We start from the raw sequence: 13,565 nt of genomic DNA, 5'->3' as shown, positions 1-13,565 counted from the left end.
ATTTTGCGGGATCGCATTGCGGCGGGCTTGATGGCCGGCCTGATCGCCTATCTCCTGATCTTCCAGGGGGTTGCCGCCGCCTTTGCCAAGGGCGCGATGGCAGGCACCGATGCGGTTGCCGGTTTCGTCATCTGCAATCCAAGCGGCGTCGTTCCGGCGACCGGCGAGGACGACGTTCCGGCCGGCGGGAGCGTGCATGATTGCTGCACCACGCTGTGCCAGGCCGGCTGCGCGGTCGCTCCCGCCATGCCGGCGGCGGCTGCCGGTCTCTACTGCGCGTTTCCGGTCGTTGCCGGACCACGTTGGCCGCTGCAGGCATTGCCTGCTAACCCGCGCGAATGCTGGCTTCCGGCACAGGCGCGCGCGCCGCCATCCTTCTCCATCTGATGCAAGCCTGACGGCCGCCGCTTTTGCGGGCGACCATGTTTTCGCGCATATGGAGATACCGAAATGCGATCCTTCACGCGTTTTTTCGCGGCAGCGATGCTGTTCGCCACCACCCCTGTTTTCGCCGGCGACTACACGATCGGCAACCTCGAGATCGAGATGGCCGTCGTGCCGCCGGGCGCGCCGGCGCCGGTCCAAACCGATGAGCAGGGAGGCAGGAAGTGATGCGCGCACGCACGCTTGGGGCCGCAGTCGGCGCGGTGTTTGCGGTGATGCTGGCGATCGTCGCCGTTGCGACCATGGATTTTTCACCGTCACGGTTACCGTCACCGGGCAAACAGCAATCCGGCAGCGGCACGGCCCTCGTCGGTGGAGCGTTCACCCTGACCGGCGAGGATGGAAAACCGGTGACGGACGCTGATTTCAAGGGCAAGCCGACGGCGATCTTCTTCGGCTTCACTTTCTGTCCCGATGTCTGTCCGACGACATTGTTCGAGCTGTCCGGTCTGATCGAGGCCCTGGGGCCGCAGGCCGACAAGCTGAACTTCGCCTTCGTCTCGGTCGACTGGGAGCGTGACGGTCCCGAGCAGCTTGCCCGCTACACGTCGAGTTTCGATGCGCGCATCGAGGGATTGTCCGGCACCGAGGAACAGATCGAAGCGGTCACAAAGGCCTACCGCGTCTACTACAAGAAAGTGCCGACCGACGATGGCGGCTACACGATCGACCACACGGCCTCGGTCTATCTGATGGATAAGGACGGCCAGTTCGTCGGGACGCTGTCCTATGGCGAGGAGCACCAGTCAATGCTGGAGAAGCTCAAGCGCCTGGCCGGCAACATGTGAGGGGATGGCGCTGCTCTGGCTCCCGCCGTCCGCGGCGAGCGTCATGGCGCTCGATCTGCTATGATCCAGCGGTTCCGATCGCTGGCCCGCCTGCTTGCCCGACGGGGGCGGGCATGAAGAGGTCTAACCGCCCCGGTCGGGCAAGCAGGCGGATTCCGATTGAGCGCCGCCCGGTCCCGGCCTATGATCGGGATGAATGGAGACCATCATGCAAAGCGACAAACCCGCGCGAGTCCCGTCCCTGATCGGCAAGGTACTGGCCAGCGCTCCGCAACCGAGCGATATCCGGCTGCTGGCGCAGCGGTTCCAGGACCATGCGCTGGAGCCGCGCTCGACGCCGCAGGAGACACAGGCGCTGGTGGCCGATCTCGGCTATGGGAGCATCGAGGCGTTCTGCACCGCCGCCGACCTGCCGGCGCATCTGGCCGACCGCTGGGCGCGCTTCGGCATCTCTGGCGAAATGCGCCAGGTGCTGTTGCTGATTGCTGCGCAGCGTCGCCTGATGATCGATGCGGTGAAGGAATTCGAGGCGATGACGCATGTCGGCCTGGACGATTTCATGCGCGAGCGCGGCTTGCTCTGATCCATCGTCCGAACAGCGGCTTCAGCGCTCCTCCTTGCCGGCCTTGTCCAGCAGCATGCGGGCGGTCGCCGCGTCGGTGATCAGTGCTTCGGCGGAGACGGTGTGCAGCGCCGCGAGGACCGCGTCCACCTTCTGCGGCCCGCCCGCCGCCAGGATGACATGGGGGATGCGGGCGACCGTTTCCAGCTCGATGGCCATGATGCGCTGGTTGACTTCGTGGTCGACCAGACGACCGGCACTGTCGACGAAATAGCACAATATGTTGGCGACCGCGCCCTTGTCTCGCAGCGGCTTGATGAGGGATTGAGGCACGATGCCGTGGCGGAAGATGGTGGCGTCCGGCGATACCTCGCCGACGGTGAGCAGCGCCATGTCGGCTTTCGCCGCGCGCTGGCGCACGTCGTTCAGCGAGGCTTGCTCCCACAACCGGTCGCGCAGCGCCGGATCGTCGACGATGACCGGCGCGCTGATCTGATAGCTGTCGACCTTAAGCCGCTCGGCCACCTTTGTGGCGACGATGGAAGGGTTGATCCACTGTGAGTGCGGCAGGCTGCCGACCAGGCCGATGACGGAGGAGGCCTTCAGGTCGCGCCGCGCCATGAAGGCCAGGCTGGCATGCAGGGTCGCGCCGCCGCCGATGGCCAGCGTCATGCCGTCGACAAGCTGCTCCTCCAGATAGCGGGCGACCGCATGGCCGATGGCGCGTTCCAGGTTCTTGGCTTCTTCCGGTTCGGGCACGACGATGGCGCTCTTCAGGTTCCAGCGCTTCTCCAGGCGCCGTTCGAGCGCCACCTGTTCGGCGGTGTCGGCATTGATGGTGGTAATGACGATGTGGTCGTCGGCGCTGGCGGCCAAGGCGCGCATCACCTTCATGCGGCTCACATTGAGCCGGCTGGCGATACGCTCCTGGGTGAGCCCCTCGACATGGTAAAGCCACGCCATCTTGACGTTCAGGTCTGCCGAGGAAAGCGTCGGTTTGCTTTCCTTCTGCTTTTTCGTCTTTTGCGACACGGCGCTGATTCCCTCTCTCATCGCCCACGGTGTAGCATATAGCCAGACCGGCCTCGGGTTGGAATGCAAGCGCAAAACGGCGAAATTTTATTGCGTTCTTTTGTCATTGACGAAAAACATATGTTCATGTTCAATTATCCGGCGCAGTTGTTACCTGCCTGTCACATTGCGCATGCACGGGAGGAGTTCCGACAGCCCGCTTGTCGGTAGATGCAAACAGAGGAGTCCATTTCGATGGAACGCAAACACACAATCCGCAAGGTTGCCCTGGCCGCCGCACTGCTTACATCCGTATCCTTTGCTCCGGCTCTCGCCGAGGATCTGGTTCTCTACACCTCGCAGCCGGACGCCGACGCCACCGCGACCGTGGACGCTTTCAAGGCCGCCAATCCCGATATCGAGGTGGAGATCTTCCGCTCCGGCACCAGCGACCTGATGACCAAGCTGGCCGCCGAGTTCGCTGCTGGCAGCCCGCAGCCCGACGTGCTGTTGATCGCCGATGCGGTGAGCATGGAGACGCTGAAGAAGGACGGCCACCTGATGGCCTATCCGGAAGCCAATGTCGAAGGCTTCGAGGCCGCCGCCTACGATGCCGACAAGACCTATTTCGGCTCCAAACTGATCACCACGGGCATCGCCTACAACACCAAGGCGGCCGAGAAGCCGGAACATTGGTCTGACCTGACGGGCGAGGCCTACAAGGGCCTGACCATCATGCCGAGCCCGCTTTACTCGGGTGCCGCCGCCTATATGCTGTCCGCCTTCGTCGAGCGCGATGATCTCGGCTGGGATTATTTCGAGAAGCTGAAGGCCAACGAGCTGGTCAGCGTGCGCGGCAATGGCGCGGTGCTGAAATCGGTTGCCAGCGGTGAGAAGGCCTATGGAATCCTGGTCGATTTCATGGCGATGAACGCCAAGAAGGATGGCTCGCCGATCGAGTTCGTCTTCCCGGAGGAAGGCGTGACGGCGGTGACCGAGCCGGTGGCGATCATGTCGACGGCGAAGAATGCCGACGCGGCGAAGAAGTTCGTCGACTTCATTCTCTCAGACGATGGCCAGAAACTGGCGCTGACTCAGGGCTACCTGCCGGCCAAGCCGTCGGTCGGCCGTCCCGATTGGCTGCCAGAGGGCACCGAGATCACGATCATGTCGGTCGATGTGCCGAAAGTGGTCGGCGAGATCGGCGCCAACAAGGAGAAATTCTCCTCCATGTTCGGCGGCTGAGGGCGTCAGTTCATGTCCTTCGCATTCAAGGAACGTCAGGGCCAGGGGATGGCCCTGACGGCGGGGATCGTCGCGATCATCGTCGTCTTTTCACTCCTGCCGATGGCGCGGCTCCTCCAGGAAGTCGTGCTGCCTGGCGGGCGGTTCTCGCTGGATGTCATCCGCGCGGGCCTCGTCAGCAACACCACCTGGGTCGCCACCTGGAACACGCTTTGCGTCGGGCTGGGCGGCACGCTGTTCGCCTTGGTGCTGGGCGTTGCCGTCGCCATTCTTGTCTCGTTGAGCGATGTTCGCCAGCGGCAGGCATTCGTGCTGTGCTTCGTCACGCCGCTGATGATCGCCCCGCAGGTAACCGCGCTCGCCTGGCTGCAGCTGTTCGGGCCGTCCAGCCCGATGCTCAACCTGCTGGGTGTCGCGCCGCCGATCGGTACGCCCAACCCGCTTTACTCTCCAGAGGGCATCGTTCTCCTGCTCGGCATCCAGTACGCCCCGCTGGTGTTCCTCATCGTTCGCGCGGGTCTTCGCAAGCTGCCGCGTGAGCTGGTCGAGGCGGCGCAATCGAGCGGTGCCGGCTGGTTGACCGTACTGCGGACGATCATTCTCCCCTTGATGACGCCGTCCATCGTCGGTGCTGCGGCGCTGACATTCGTGTCGTGCGTCGGCAATTTCGGCATTCCCGCTTTCCTCGGCATTCCGGCCAACTATCTCGTCCTGCCGACGCTGATCTACCAGCGCCTGGCGGGCGGCGGACCGGCGGTCCTCTCGGAAGTGGCCTTTCTCTCGGTGCTGATCGGCATCATCGCCATGGTCGGCATCGTGCTGCAGGACCGGATCAGCAAACGACGCGATTTCCGTATCACCTCGACCTCGCTGCCGGCTGCGCCCTATCATCTGGGCGCCTGGCGGCTGCCGGTCGAGATCGGCATGTGGGCGCTGATCATCATCATCCTCGTCCTGCCGTTGCTCGGCCTCATCCTCACCTCGCTGGTGCGCGGCTACGGCGTCACGCTGAGCGCCGAAACGGCAACGCTGGAGAACTACCGGTTCGTCGTCCTCGAACATGCTGCGGCAAGCCGCGCCTTCATCAACAGCCTGTACCTGTCGGCCACCGCGGCGGTGTTCGCCGTCTTCGTGGCGATCCCGCTTGCCTATGTCATTGCCTGGGGCAAGCAGCGCTGGATCAAGGCGCTCAACCTGGCCGTGGAACTGCCCTATGCGCTGCCCGGCGTGGTGCTGGCCATCGCCTCGCTGCTCCTGTTCCTGAAGCCGATGCCGATCACCGGCATTCAGATCTACAACACGGTGTGGATCATCCTCTACGCCTATCTGGCGCGCTTCCTGGTGCTGGCCGTCCGGCCGACGGTGACGGGCTATTTCCAGCTCGACCGGGCGCTGGAGGAAGCGGCCCAGGTGGCGGGCGCCGGCCTGTTCACGCGGATGCGGACCATCATCTTTCCGCTGATCGCGCCGGTGGCCATCGCCGGTGGGCTGCTGATCTTCATGACGGCGCTGTGCGAGCTCACGGTCTCGGCGCTCTTGTGGTCGTCGGGTTCGGAGACCATCGGCGTCGTCATCTTCTCCTTCGAGCAAGGCGGCGATTCCAAGTATGCGGCGGCCGTCTCGGCCATCATGGTCGCAACCACCTTCCTGTTGATGCTGTTCGCCAGCCTCTTCGCAAAAAGACTACCGGACGGAGTGCTGCCATGGCGGGACTGAGCATTGAGAATGTCACCAAGAGCTTTGGCGAGACCAACGCGCTCGACAAGGTTTCGATCGAGGTTGCCGATGGCGAATTCCTCGCCGTTCTGGGGCCGTCGGGCTGCGGCAAGACCACGCTTCTGCGCATGATCGCCGGTTTCGAGACGGTGTCGGGCGGGCGCATCAGCATTGGCGGGCGCGATGTCTCGTCGGCCGGCATGAACGTTCCGCCGGAAAAGCGGCGCGTCGGCATCGTCTTTCAGAACTACGCCCTGTGGCCGCATATGAGCGTCTCCGAAAACATCGGCTACGCGCTGAAGGTGGCGCGCGTTTCCCGGGCCGAGCGCGAGGCGCGGGTCAAGGGGGCGCTGGCGCTGGTCAATATGGAGCAGTATGGCGAGCGGCGGCCGGCCAATCTGTCCGGCGGCCAGCGGCAACGCGTGGCGCTGGCGCGCTGCCTGGTGGCCGAACCGAGCCTGGTGCTGTTCGACGAACCGCTGGCCAATCTCGACGTGCATCTGCGCGCCTCGATGGAAGACGAGTTCGCCGATTTCCACAAGCGCACCGGCACGACCATTCTCTACATAACCCACGATCAGGCGGAAGCGATGGCGCTGGCCGACCGCATAGCGGTGATGGATCACGGCAGGCTGATGCAACTCGCCACCCCGCACGAGCTCTATCATGAGCCGGCAAACGAAATGGTCGCCTCCTTCATCTCGCAGGGCATGGTGCTGCCGGCCGATGTGCTGACGGCGGAAAAGAAGGGCGTGTGCAAGGTGCGTGTGCTCGGTCAGGAACTGGTGGTGCGCTGCCGTCCGGGCGAGAAGCCGCGCAAGGATGCGCGCATCTGCTGCCGTGCCTCGCAGATCGAGGCGGTGAAGGGCAAGGACGCCGGCTTTGCCGGCAGCGTGACGCGCGCCGTTTATCGCGGCGGCGCGGCGCGCATCGAGTTCGAGCCGGACGGCGCGCCGCAGACCTGCCTGCATTTCGACCAGCCCGATCCCGTGACATTCACGGCAGGTGAGCGCGCGCGCCTCAGGCTGACGTCCGGCTGGCTGATCCCGGCGGGCGAGGGGGCTTGATGCTGCAGGTCGATCTTCAGGGCGGGTTCGGCGAGAAGGGCCGCACCAGCATCGCGGTGACTGATGGCAAGACGCGCATCATGCTGGATGCCGGGATCAAGGTCGGCGCCGTTGGCGACGATTACTATCCGCTGCTTGCCCGGCCGGTCTCGGAGATCGATGCGCTGTTCATCTCCCATGCGCATGAAGACCACATCGGCGCGCTGTGCCGGCTGGTGAAGCTCGGCTATGGCGGGCCGATCTACATGACGGAGGAGACGCGCGCCGAAATGCCGGCCACGCTGGCGCAATATGCCGACCCGGCGGACCTTCACCGCTTTCCCCCGCCCGATGCGCAGATCCGGTTGTTCAGGCCGGGCGCCACGCTTCGGGCGGGGGCGCTGCATGTGGAGACGGGGCCATCCGGCCATGTGGTCGGCGGTGTCTGGTTCGCGGTGACGGCCGAGGGGCTCCGCGCCGTCTATGCCGCAGACATGGTGCCGAACAGCGCCGTCTTCCACATGCAGCCCTTACCCCCCTGCGACCTCCTGATTCTCGATGCGTCCTACGGCGCGGACCCCGTTCCCGGCACCGAGCGCGCGAGCCGGATCGCCGCCTGGGTAAGCGCGCACGCGGACGGATGTGTTTTGCCGACGCCGCTTTCGGGCCGCTCGCTGGAACTGATGGCGGCGATCGATTTGCCGTTCGCCATCGAGTCCGGCATGCGCGGTGCCCTTGCGGCGCAAATCAGCGCAACGGAGGCGCTTCAGGCCGGCATGGCCGAGGCGTTGGAGCGAAAGCTCGCGATGGCGATAAACTGGCATGTGGGCGATAGCCTGCCCAATTGCCCGCTCATGGTGCATGACGGCATGGGCGTTGCCGGGCCGGCGCGCGCGGCGATCTCCGTTGCCGATGCGCAGGACCACCCGATCCTTCTTTCCGGGCATCTGCCGGAAGGATCGCCCGGCGCGCTGCTGGCCGAAAAAGGCCGGGCGGACTGGATTCGCATGCCGACGCATCCCACCCTCCCGGAGAATCTGGCTCTGTGGGAAGCTGCCGGCCGTCCGGCCGTGCTTGGCCATTCCTGCGACCGCCAAGTGCTCGACGACCTGCATGAACATCTTCCCGCCCTCGAAACGGCGTTTCGCACGGGGCAAACCTATCTGATCGGTTAGAGCGCCATGCGTTCGTTCGAACGCATAAAGGACGCTCTATCTCATTGTTTTTCCGCATTTACGCGGACGTCAGGTGATGCCACCTGACTGCAAAATACTATAGGAGGCTATCCATGCGCATTCTGATTTCCAACGATGACGGCATCGAAGCTCCCGGCATCGCGCTGGCCGTCGATGCGGCGCGGAAGCTTTCCGACGATGTCTGGATCGTGGCGCCCGACGGCAAGCGCACGGCCGCCGGTCCGTCGCTGACCATCGCCCGGCCCCTGACCATGCGGCGGCTGGACAAGCAGCGTTTCTCCTGTTCCGGTACGCCGGCCGATTGCATCGTTGCGGGGATGGCGTGGCTGTTCAAGGACGGAAGGAAACCCGACCTCGTGGTCGCCGGCATCAACGATGGACGTAATGTCGGCGAGGATCTTGCCTATTCGGGCACGCTGGGCGTGGCGCGTGAAGCCACCTTCTGGGGCGTGCCGGCGATCGGCTTTTCGCGCGTCAAGGAGGCGGAGGTACAGGCTGGCGACGCCGATTGGCTGGCGCGGCTGGTCGAGCGCCTTTGGCATACGCGCGGCGACTGGGCCATCGAGGGCCACTGGCTGAGCGTCAACCTGCCTGCCCGCCTGCCCGCACCCCTCGCGCAGCCGAAAATCGGCCGCGACAAGATCGCCCGCGATGTTGAGGTGGTCAAGGATGGCGGCGATGTCGTGGAACTCATTGTCCCGCGCGGCCGCGCGCATTCAAGCCGCGACGGCGACGAGAACAGCCTGATCGCCGATGGTTTCGCCACGCTGAACCGGCTCAACTGGTTCGGTGAGACGAAGCTCGCTTCGGCCTTCATGGAAGGCCTGCGCGCGGCGGCCAAATAGGCGGAATGCGCACCGCCGCATGCAGCGTGAGTGGAGCCAGGCTTGCGCTGGCGTCCCGGTTGCGCCACCTTGTCGGAAATGGGTGCCTAAGAGGGATGCAGCGCCATGACCAAAGCTCCGGCGAAGACCATCGACCGACCTGAGAATCCACCCTTCACGCCGGCACCTGCAGCGAAGGCGCAGGCAGGACGTTTGCGGATCATTGCTCTCGGGTTGTGGCTGCTGGCTATCGTGCTTGAGTTGGTCGCCATTCTTTGGCTGTTGCGGCCGTCGTTCGACGAGCTGGTTGCCAGCCAGGGCTTTCCGCAGTGGCGCTGGTGGTTGCTGCTGGGCTTCATTGCAATCATCGGCGTGCTCGCCGTCGCCGGTTCGCTGTTGTGGAAGAAGGCGAACCGCTATGACCCGGCATCGAGAAAGGAGCCGGTGAAATTCTTCGTCCAGAATCAGCTCGGGGCCTTTATCTCACTGCTGGCGTTCCTGCCGCTGATCGTCATGATCTTCATGAACAAGGACATGGACAAGAAGCAAAAGGGCATTGCCGGAGCGGCCGGCATCGTCGTGGCGATCATAGCCACTGCGCTCGGCGTCGATTTCAAACCTCTGTCGCAGGAGCAGGCTGCCGTTGAGTCTCAGGTTGTGACGCAACTCGTCGGCGACGACCTCGTGTGGTGGAGCGCCGGTGGCGGTGTCGTCCACTTGTGCGAGGGCGTATCAGATCTCCAGAACGTGACGACGCAGCTTTCCAGCGGCTCCATCGCCGATGCTTTTGCTCAGGGCAAACAGGGCATCACCCTCAGACTGGCGCCGGAACTTGCTCAGTGTGGCCTCGCCGTGCCGGAAAACCTCGCCGAGATCGAACAATGGGTGCGCACCGCTCGCGGAATGTGATCACCCCCATCATCAGCGGCCGCTCCCCTCCTGCGCAGATTCAAAGGTGAACCGACCGGGTTTGCCGGAGGCTCTAGACCGGTTCAATGGAAACGCTGAACCAGTCGATCTCTTTGTTTTTCTGCATAAATACTCCAGGTGTGTGAGACACGGGGCGGCGCAGTCGCGCCCTTCCTCGGCTTCGTTACCTAGCAAGCATTGCGCTCTGGCTTGAATTGCTGATCGGGTACTGCAGCCCGGCTCCGGAGCTCGCGCGTGAAGTGGACCGCCCTTGCGGTTCAAATCATGCCCTTCGCAATTTCGAACGCTGAACGCCGTCTTTCGCCGCCAAGGTGATGTCGGGGTTCAGCGCTACAGCCCTCCGCCCCTTGCCGTTGAACTTCAAAAACAGGCTTGATTGTTTGTAAGTGGCGTTTCATCTTTCGGATAACAATAAAAAGCTGACGTTTCTGAGGGTGAGAATATGGGGCGAATTCCGCGCAGGCGGTCGCAGAAGGAGAGAAGTGCCGAGACGTCGTCGCGTCTGATGGCTGCGACGATCGACCTCTTGCATGACCGCGGCATCACACGTGCAACCACTCCGGACATCGCCCGCGCGGCAGGCGTCTCGCGCGGTGCGCTGACCCATCATTTCCCCACCCGTGAAACCATCATCACCGCCTCGATCGCCAACATGCTGCACCTCGTCAACGAGGATATGCGCCGGTTCGGCAAGGCGTTCGCCGAGAGCGGTGGTTCCAGCGACGAGATCGTCGACTATCTGTGGAAGGTCATGTCGGACCGGCTGTTCTACGTGACAATGGAATATCTGCCGGAAGCCCGGCACAATGACGAATTCAAAGCGCAACTGGTCCCCGTGGTTCGCGAGTTCCATGCGGGTCTCGATGCAATCTGGACCGAGCTTGCGGCGCGCACCGGTGCCGATCCCGAGCATACGCGCAACGTGATGAACGCCACCATGTGCTGCATTCGCGGCATGATCGCCCAGACCATCCTGCGCCAGGACCAAGACTACTATGAAGGCTTGCTCCGGTTCTGGAAGGAGCAGGTGCGCCAGCAATTCCCTGGCAAGGCAGCAGGGACAGCAAAGAAGACGCGCAAGAGGACGGCGGAGTGAGCGCGCTTCTCGCCGTGCGGGGCCTCACGCTTGGCTTCTACGGCGCGCAGATCCTGCGCGGGGTCGATTTCGCCATAAAGGAAGGCACCATAACGGGTCTGATCGGTCCGAACGGAGCAGGCAAGTCCACGCTCTTCAACGCGATCTCCGGACTCTATCGGCCGAGCGGCGGAACGGTCTTGCTCGGTGAAGACGACATCACCGGCCTGAAGCCGCATCTCCTGGTGCGGCGCGGGCTCGTGCGCACCTTCCAGCTTGCGCGCGGCTTTCCCAAACTCAGCGTGTTCCAGCATCTCATGCTCTACGGGCTCGACCAGCCGGGTGAGACGCTCGCCGCCGCGCTCCTTTCAAGCCCGGCGTCGCGCAAGCGCGAGCAGGCGCTTTCGGAAAAAGCGTTGGAGACGGCCCGGCGGTTGCGCCTTGGTCATGTCATCGACAATCCGGTGACCGCGCTTTCCGGCGGGCAGAAGAAGCTGGTGGAGATCGGTCGGGCGCTGATGGCCGATCCGAAGATCATCCTGCTGGACGAACCCATGGCGGGCGTCAATCCGTCCCTGGCCGATGAAATCGCCGAGCATCTGATCGCGCTCAACAATGGCGGAATCACCATCTGCCTCATCGAGCACGACATGGCGCTGATCAAGCGCCTCTGCGATCCGGTCGTCGTGCTGGCCGAGGGCAAGACGCTGGTCGAAGGCCGCTTCGATGAGGTCGCCGCCGACGCGGAAGTTCAGGAAGCCTATCTGGGGACGCGCCGATGAGCCTGCTTCTGGCAAAGGATATCGTCGCCGGCTATGGCGCGGCGGAACAGATCCTCAAGGGCGCTTCGATCCATGTCGAAGCCGGTGAGATCGTCACCATCATCGGTCCCAACGGCGCCGGCAAGTCGACGCTTCTGAAGGTGATCGCCGGGCTCGTTCCGGCGCGGGAAGGAGCGATCCTGCTCGGTGACGACGACGTGACGCGCTTCGGCGCGGTCGATCGTACCCGCAGCGGCATCAGCTTTGTTCCACAGGAGCGCAACGTCTTCGGCAACCTCACTATCGCTGAGAACCTGGAGATCAGTGCCTATCGCGACAGTGGCGAGGCCTCGAAGCGGATCGAGGACCTCTATGAGCGCTATCCGATGCTCGCCGGCAAGCGGCGGGACTTGGCGCGAACGCTTTCGGGCGGGCAACGGCAGATTCTCGCCATGGCCATGGGACTGATGACGGCGCCAAGGCTCCTGCTGCTGGACGAACCCACCGCCGGCCTCTCACCGCGCGCCGCTGACGAGCTGTTCGACGCCATCATCGCGCTCAATGAAGGCGGGCTGCCCATCCTGATGGTCGAGCAGCACGCGGTCGAGGCGCTGGCCGTGTCGACACGCGGCTACGTGCTCGTGTCAGGCAAGGATTCCGCCGAGGGGCCGGGTCCGCAGCTTGCCGCCGATCCCGAGATACGCCGCCTTTTCCTGGGCGGCTGACAACCAAGAAGAACCAACCACAGAGGGTAACTCCATGAACAGATACACAGTCAATCGCCGGCATTTCCTGGCCGCATCTTCCCTTCTTCTCGGCAGCGCCGCCCTGCCGTCCTTCGCCTGGGCGCAGGGCGAGCCGATCAAGATCGGCACGCTCACCCCGCTGACCGGCTCGGGTGGTCCCTACGGTCCGGTTATGGCCGACACGGTCAAGGCGGTGGTCGACGAGGTGAATGCAGCCGGCGGCATTCTTGGACGCAAGATCGAGGTGGTCTCCGAAGACGACCAGACGAACCCGGAAGCCGGCGTGCGCGCGGCGCGCAAGCTGATCGACGTCGATGCCGTTTCGGCGATCGTCGGCACCTGGGCGTCCTCGGTAACGACGGCCGTCGCGCCGCTCTGCTGGGAATCCAAGACATTCCTGGCGACAGTGTCAGGCGCCGACAGCATCACCGAGCTGCCGCACCAGGGCTATCTGGTGCGCACCCAGCCCAACACCACGCTGCAGGGTCGGAAATTCGGCGAATTCGCCGCAGCGGAGGGCGCCAAGCGCGTCTTCTTCGTCTCGCCGCAAACGCCCTATGCGGAAAGCCAGTTCGAGAACATCACCAAGGCAATCGAGACTGCCGGCGGCGAGACCGCCATACTCATCTACGACGACAAGAAGCCTTCCTATCGCTCCGAGGTGGACGAGGTGCTGCGCTTCGAGCCGGATGCGATCATCTTCGGCGGCTATACGCCGGACACGACCGTGATGCTGAAGGAACTCTATCGCGCTGGATACCAGGGCAAGAAGATCGCCTTCGCCTATGCGGTGAACGAAAAGCTCGTCGACAGCGTACCCGCGGACGTGGTCGAGGGCTGCTACACGATCGCACCGTCCTCCAACGAAAGCTCTACCGCCTATCAACGTCTGGTCAAGCTGATCGGCGTCGACAAGCCGGATCCCTACACGGTTCAGGTGTATGACCAGGTCAACCTCATCCTGATGGCGATGGCGGCGGCCGGCGAGACGACCGGCACGGCCATCAAGGACAATATCCGCAAGGTGAGCCAGGCAGCCGACGGCACCAGGGTCGACAACGCCGTCGACGGGCTGAAGCTGATCGCCGAGGGCAAGCCGGTGAATTACGACGGCGCCAGCGGCCCCTGCGACTTCACCGACAAGGGCGATATCTCCGACAGCAGCTTCCGCTACGAGCAGGTGCGTGACGGCAAGCTGACCCTCGTCAAGATCGCCTGACG

The 13,565-nt window shown here is 63.9% G+C and carries 15 protein-coding genes; 14 read left to right on the top strand and 1 reads right to left on the bottom strand.

Annotated features, from left to right (window positions below; translation table 11 throughout):
• Positions 1 to 3 precede the first annotated feature (3 nt).
• From AB843_RS05465 to AB843_RS05455, 4 genes are all read left to right on the top strand, one after another.
• A complete protein-coding gene (locus AB843_RS05465) occupies positions 4 to 387 on the top strand; it encodes a hypothetical protein (protein ID WP_162230628.1) in 384 nt (127 codons plus the stop codon).
• Between the two features lie 63 nt (positions 388 to 450).
• The gene (locus tag AB843_RS25470) at positions 451 to 612 is read left to right on the top strand and encodes a hypothetical protein (protein WP_157384431.1); all 162 of its coding nucleotides are present in this window, start codon (positions 451 to 453) and stop codon (positions 610 to 612) included.
• Complete coding sequence (locus AB843_RS05460; protein ID WP_048645765.1) at positions 612 to 1,232, top strand: SCO family protein; 621 nt, start codon at positions 612 to 614, stop codon at positions 1,230 to 1,232. The genes AB843_RS25470 and AB843_RS05460 overlap by 1 nt, the downstream gene beginning before the upstream one ends.
• Before the next feature lie 208 nt (positions 1,233 to 1,440).
• The gene (locus AB843_RS05455) at positions 1,441 to 1,815 is read left to right on the top strand and encodes a hypothetical protein (protein ID WP_048645845.1); all 375 of its coding nucleotides are present in this window, start codon (positions 1,441 to 1,443) and stop codon (positions 1,813 to 1,815) included.
• Positions 1,816 to 1,836: 21 nt separating this feature from the next.
• On the opposite strand, the gene AB843_RS05450 is transcribed toward AB843_RS05455, so the two are convergent.
• Positions 1,837 to 2,847, bottom strand: coding sequence for a sugar-binding transcriptional regulator (locus AB843_RS05450; RefSeq protein WP_048645764.1), 1,011 nt, complete (start codon positions 2,845 to 2,847; stop codon positions 1,837 to 1,839).
• Positions 2,848 to 3,060: 213 nt separating this feature from the next.
• Here AB843_RS05450 and AB843_RS05445 point away from each other — a divergent pair, with 213 nt between their 5' ends.
• The 10 genes from AB843_RS05445 (at position 3,061) to AB843_RS05400 (ending at position 13,563) form a co-directional block, all read left to right on the top strand.
• Complete coding sequence (locus AB843_RS05445; RefSeq protein WP_048645763.1) at positions 3,061 to 4,050, top strand: ABC transporter substrate-binding protein; 990 nt, start codon at positions 3,061 to 3,063, stop codon at positions 4,048 to 4,050.
• A gap of 12 nt (positions 4,051 to 4,062) precedes the next feature.
• Positions 4,063 to 5,766, top strand: coding sequence for an ABC transporter permease (locus tag AB843_RS05440; protein ID WP_048645762.1), 1,704 nt, complete (start codon positions 4,063 to 4,065; stop codon positions 5,764 to 5,766).
• Entirely contained in the window at positions 5,754 to 6,833 is a 1,080-nt protein-coding gene (locus tag AB843_RS05435; protein ID WP_048645761.1) for an ABC transporter ATP-binding protein, read from the top strand. The genes AB843_RS05440 and AB843_RS05435 overlap by 13 nt, the downstream gene beginning before the upstream one ends.
• Complete coding sequence (locus AB843_RS05430; RefSeq protein WP_048645760.1) at positions 6,833 to 7,987, top strand: MBL fold metallo-hydrolase; 1,155 nt, start codon at positions 6,833 to 6,835, stop codon at positions 7,985 to 7,987. Before AB843_RS05435 ends, AB843_RS05430 begins: the two co-directional genes overlap by 1 nt.
• 113 nt (positions 7,988 to 8,100) lie before the next feature.
• Positions 8,101 to 8,853: a 5'/3'-nucleotidase SurE gene (locus AB843_RS05425; RefSeq protein WP_048645759.1), complete on the top strand. Its 753-nt coding sequence runs from the start codon at positions 8,101 to 8,103 to the stop codon at positions 8,851 to 8,853.
• A gap of 105 nt (positions 8,854 to 8,958) precedes the next feature.
• Entirely contained in the window at positions 8,959 to 9,741 is a 783-nt protein-coding gene (locus AB843_RS05420; RefSeq protein ID WP_157384430.1) for a hypothetical protein, read from the top strand.
• Positions 9,742 to 10,267: 526 nt separating this feature from the next.
• On the top strand, positions 10,268 to 10,858 hold the full coding sequence (locus AB843_RS05415) for a TetR/AcrR family transcriptional regulator (RefSeq protein WP_244467898.1): 591 nt from the start codon (positions 10,268 to 10,270) through the stop codon (positions 10,856 to 10,858).
• On the top strand, positions 10,855 to 11,619 hold the full coding sequence (locus AB843_RS05410) for an ABC transporter ATP-binding protein (RefSeq protein WP_053086097.1): 765 nt from the start codon (positions 10,855 to 10,857) through the stop codon (positions 11,617 to 11,619). Before AB843_RS05415 ends, AB843_RS05410 begins: the two co-directional genes overlap by 4 nt.
• Positions 11,616 to 12,323: an ABC transporter ATP-binding protein gene (locus AB843_RS05405; RefSeq protein WP_206412798.1), complete on the top strand. Its 708-nt coding sequence runs from the start codon at positions 11,616 to 11,618 to the stop codon at positions 12,321 to 12,323. Before AB843_RS05410 ends, AB843_RS05405 begins: the two co-directional genes overlap by 4 nt.
• Before the next feature lie 34 nt (positions 12,324 to 12,357).
• Positions 12,358 to 13,563, top strand: coding sequence for an ABC transporter substrate-binding protein (locus tag AB843_RS05400; RefSeq protein WP_048645756.1), 1,206 nt, complete (start codon positions 12,358 to 12,360; stop codon positions 13,561 to 13,563).
• Positions 13,564 to 13,565 lie beyond the last annotated feature (2 nt).

The sequence above is a fragment of the Nitratireductor soli genome (genome assembly GCF_001050155.1).
GTDB classification, from domain to species: Bacteria; Pseudomonadota; Alphaproteobacteria; order Rhizobiales; family Rhizobiaceae; genus Nitratireductor; species Nitratireductor soli.
The sequence above is the reverse complement of the archived record's forward strand: the minus strand, read 5'-3'. Positions and strand labels throughout refer to the sequence as shown.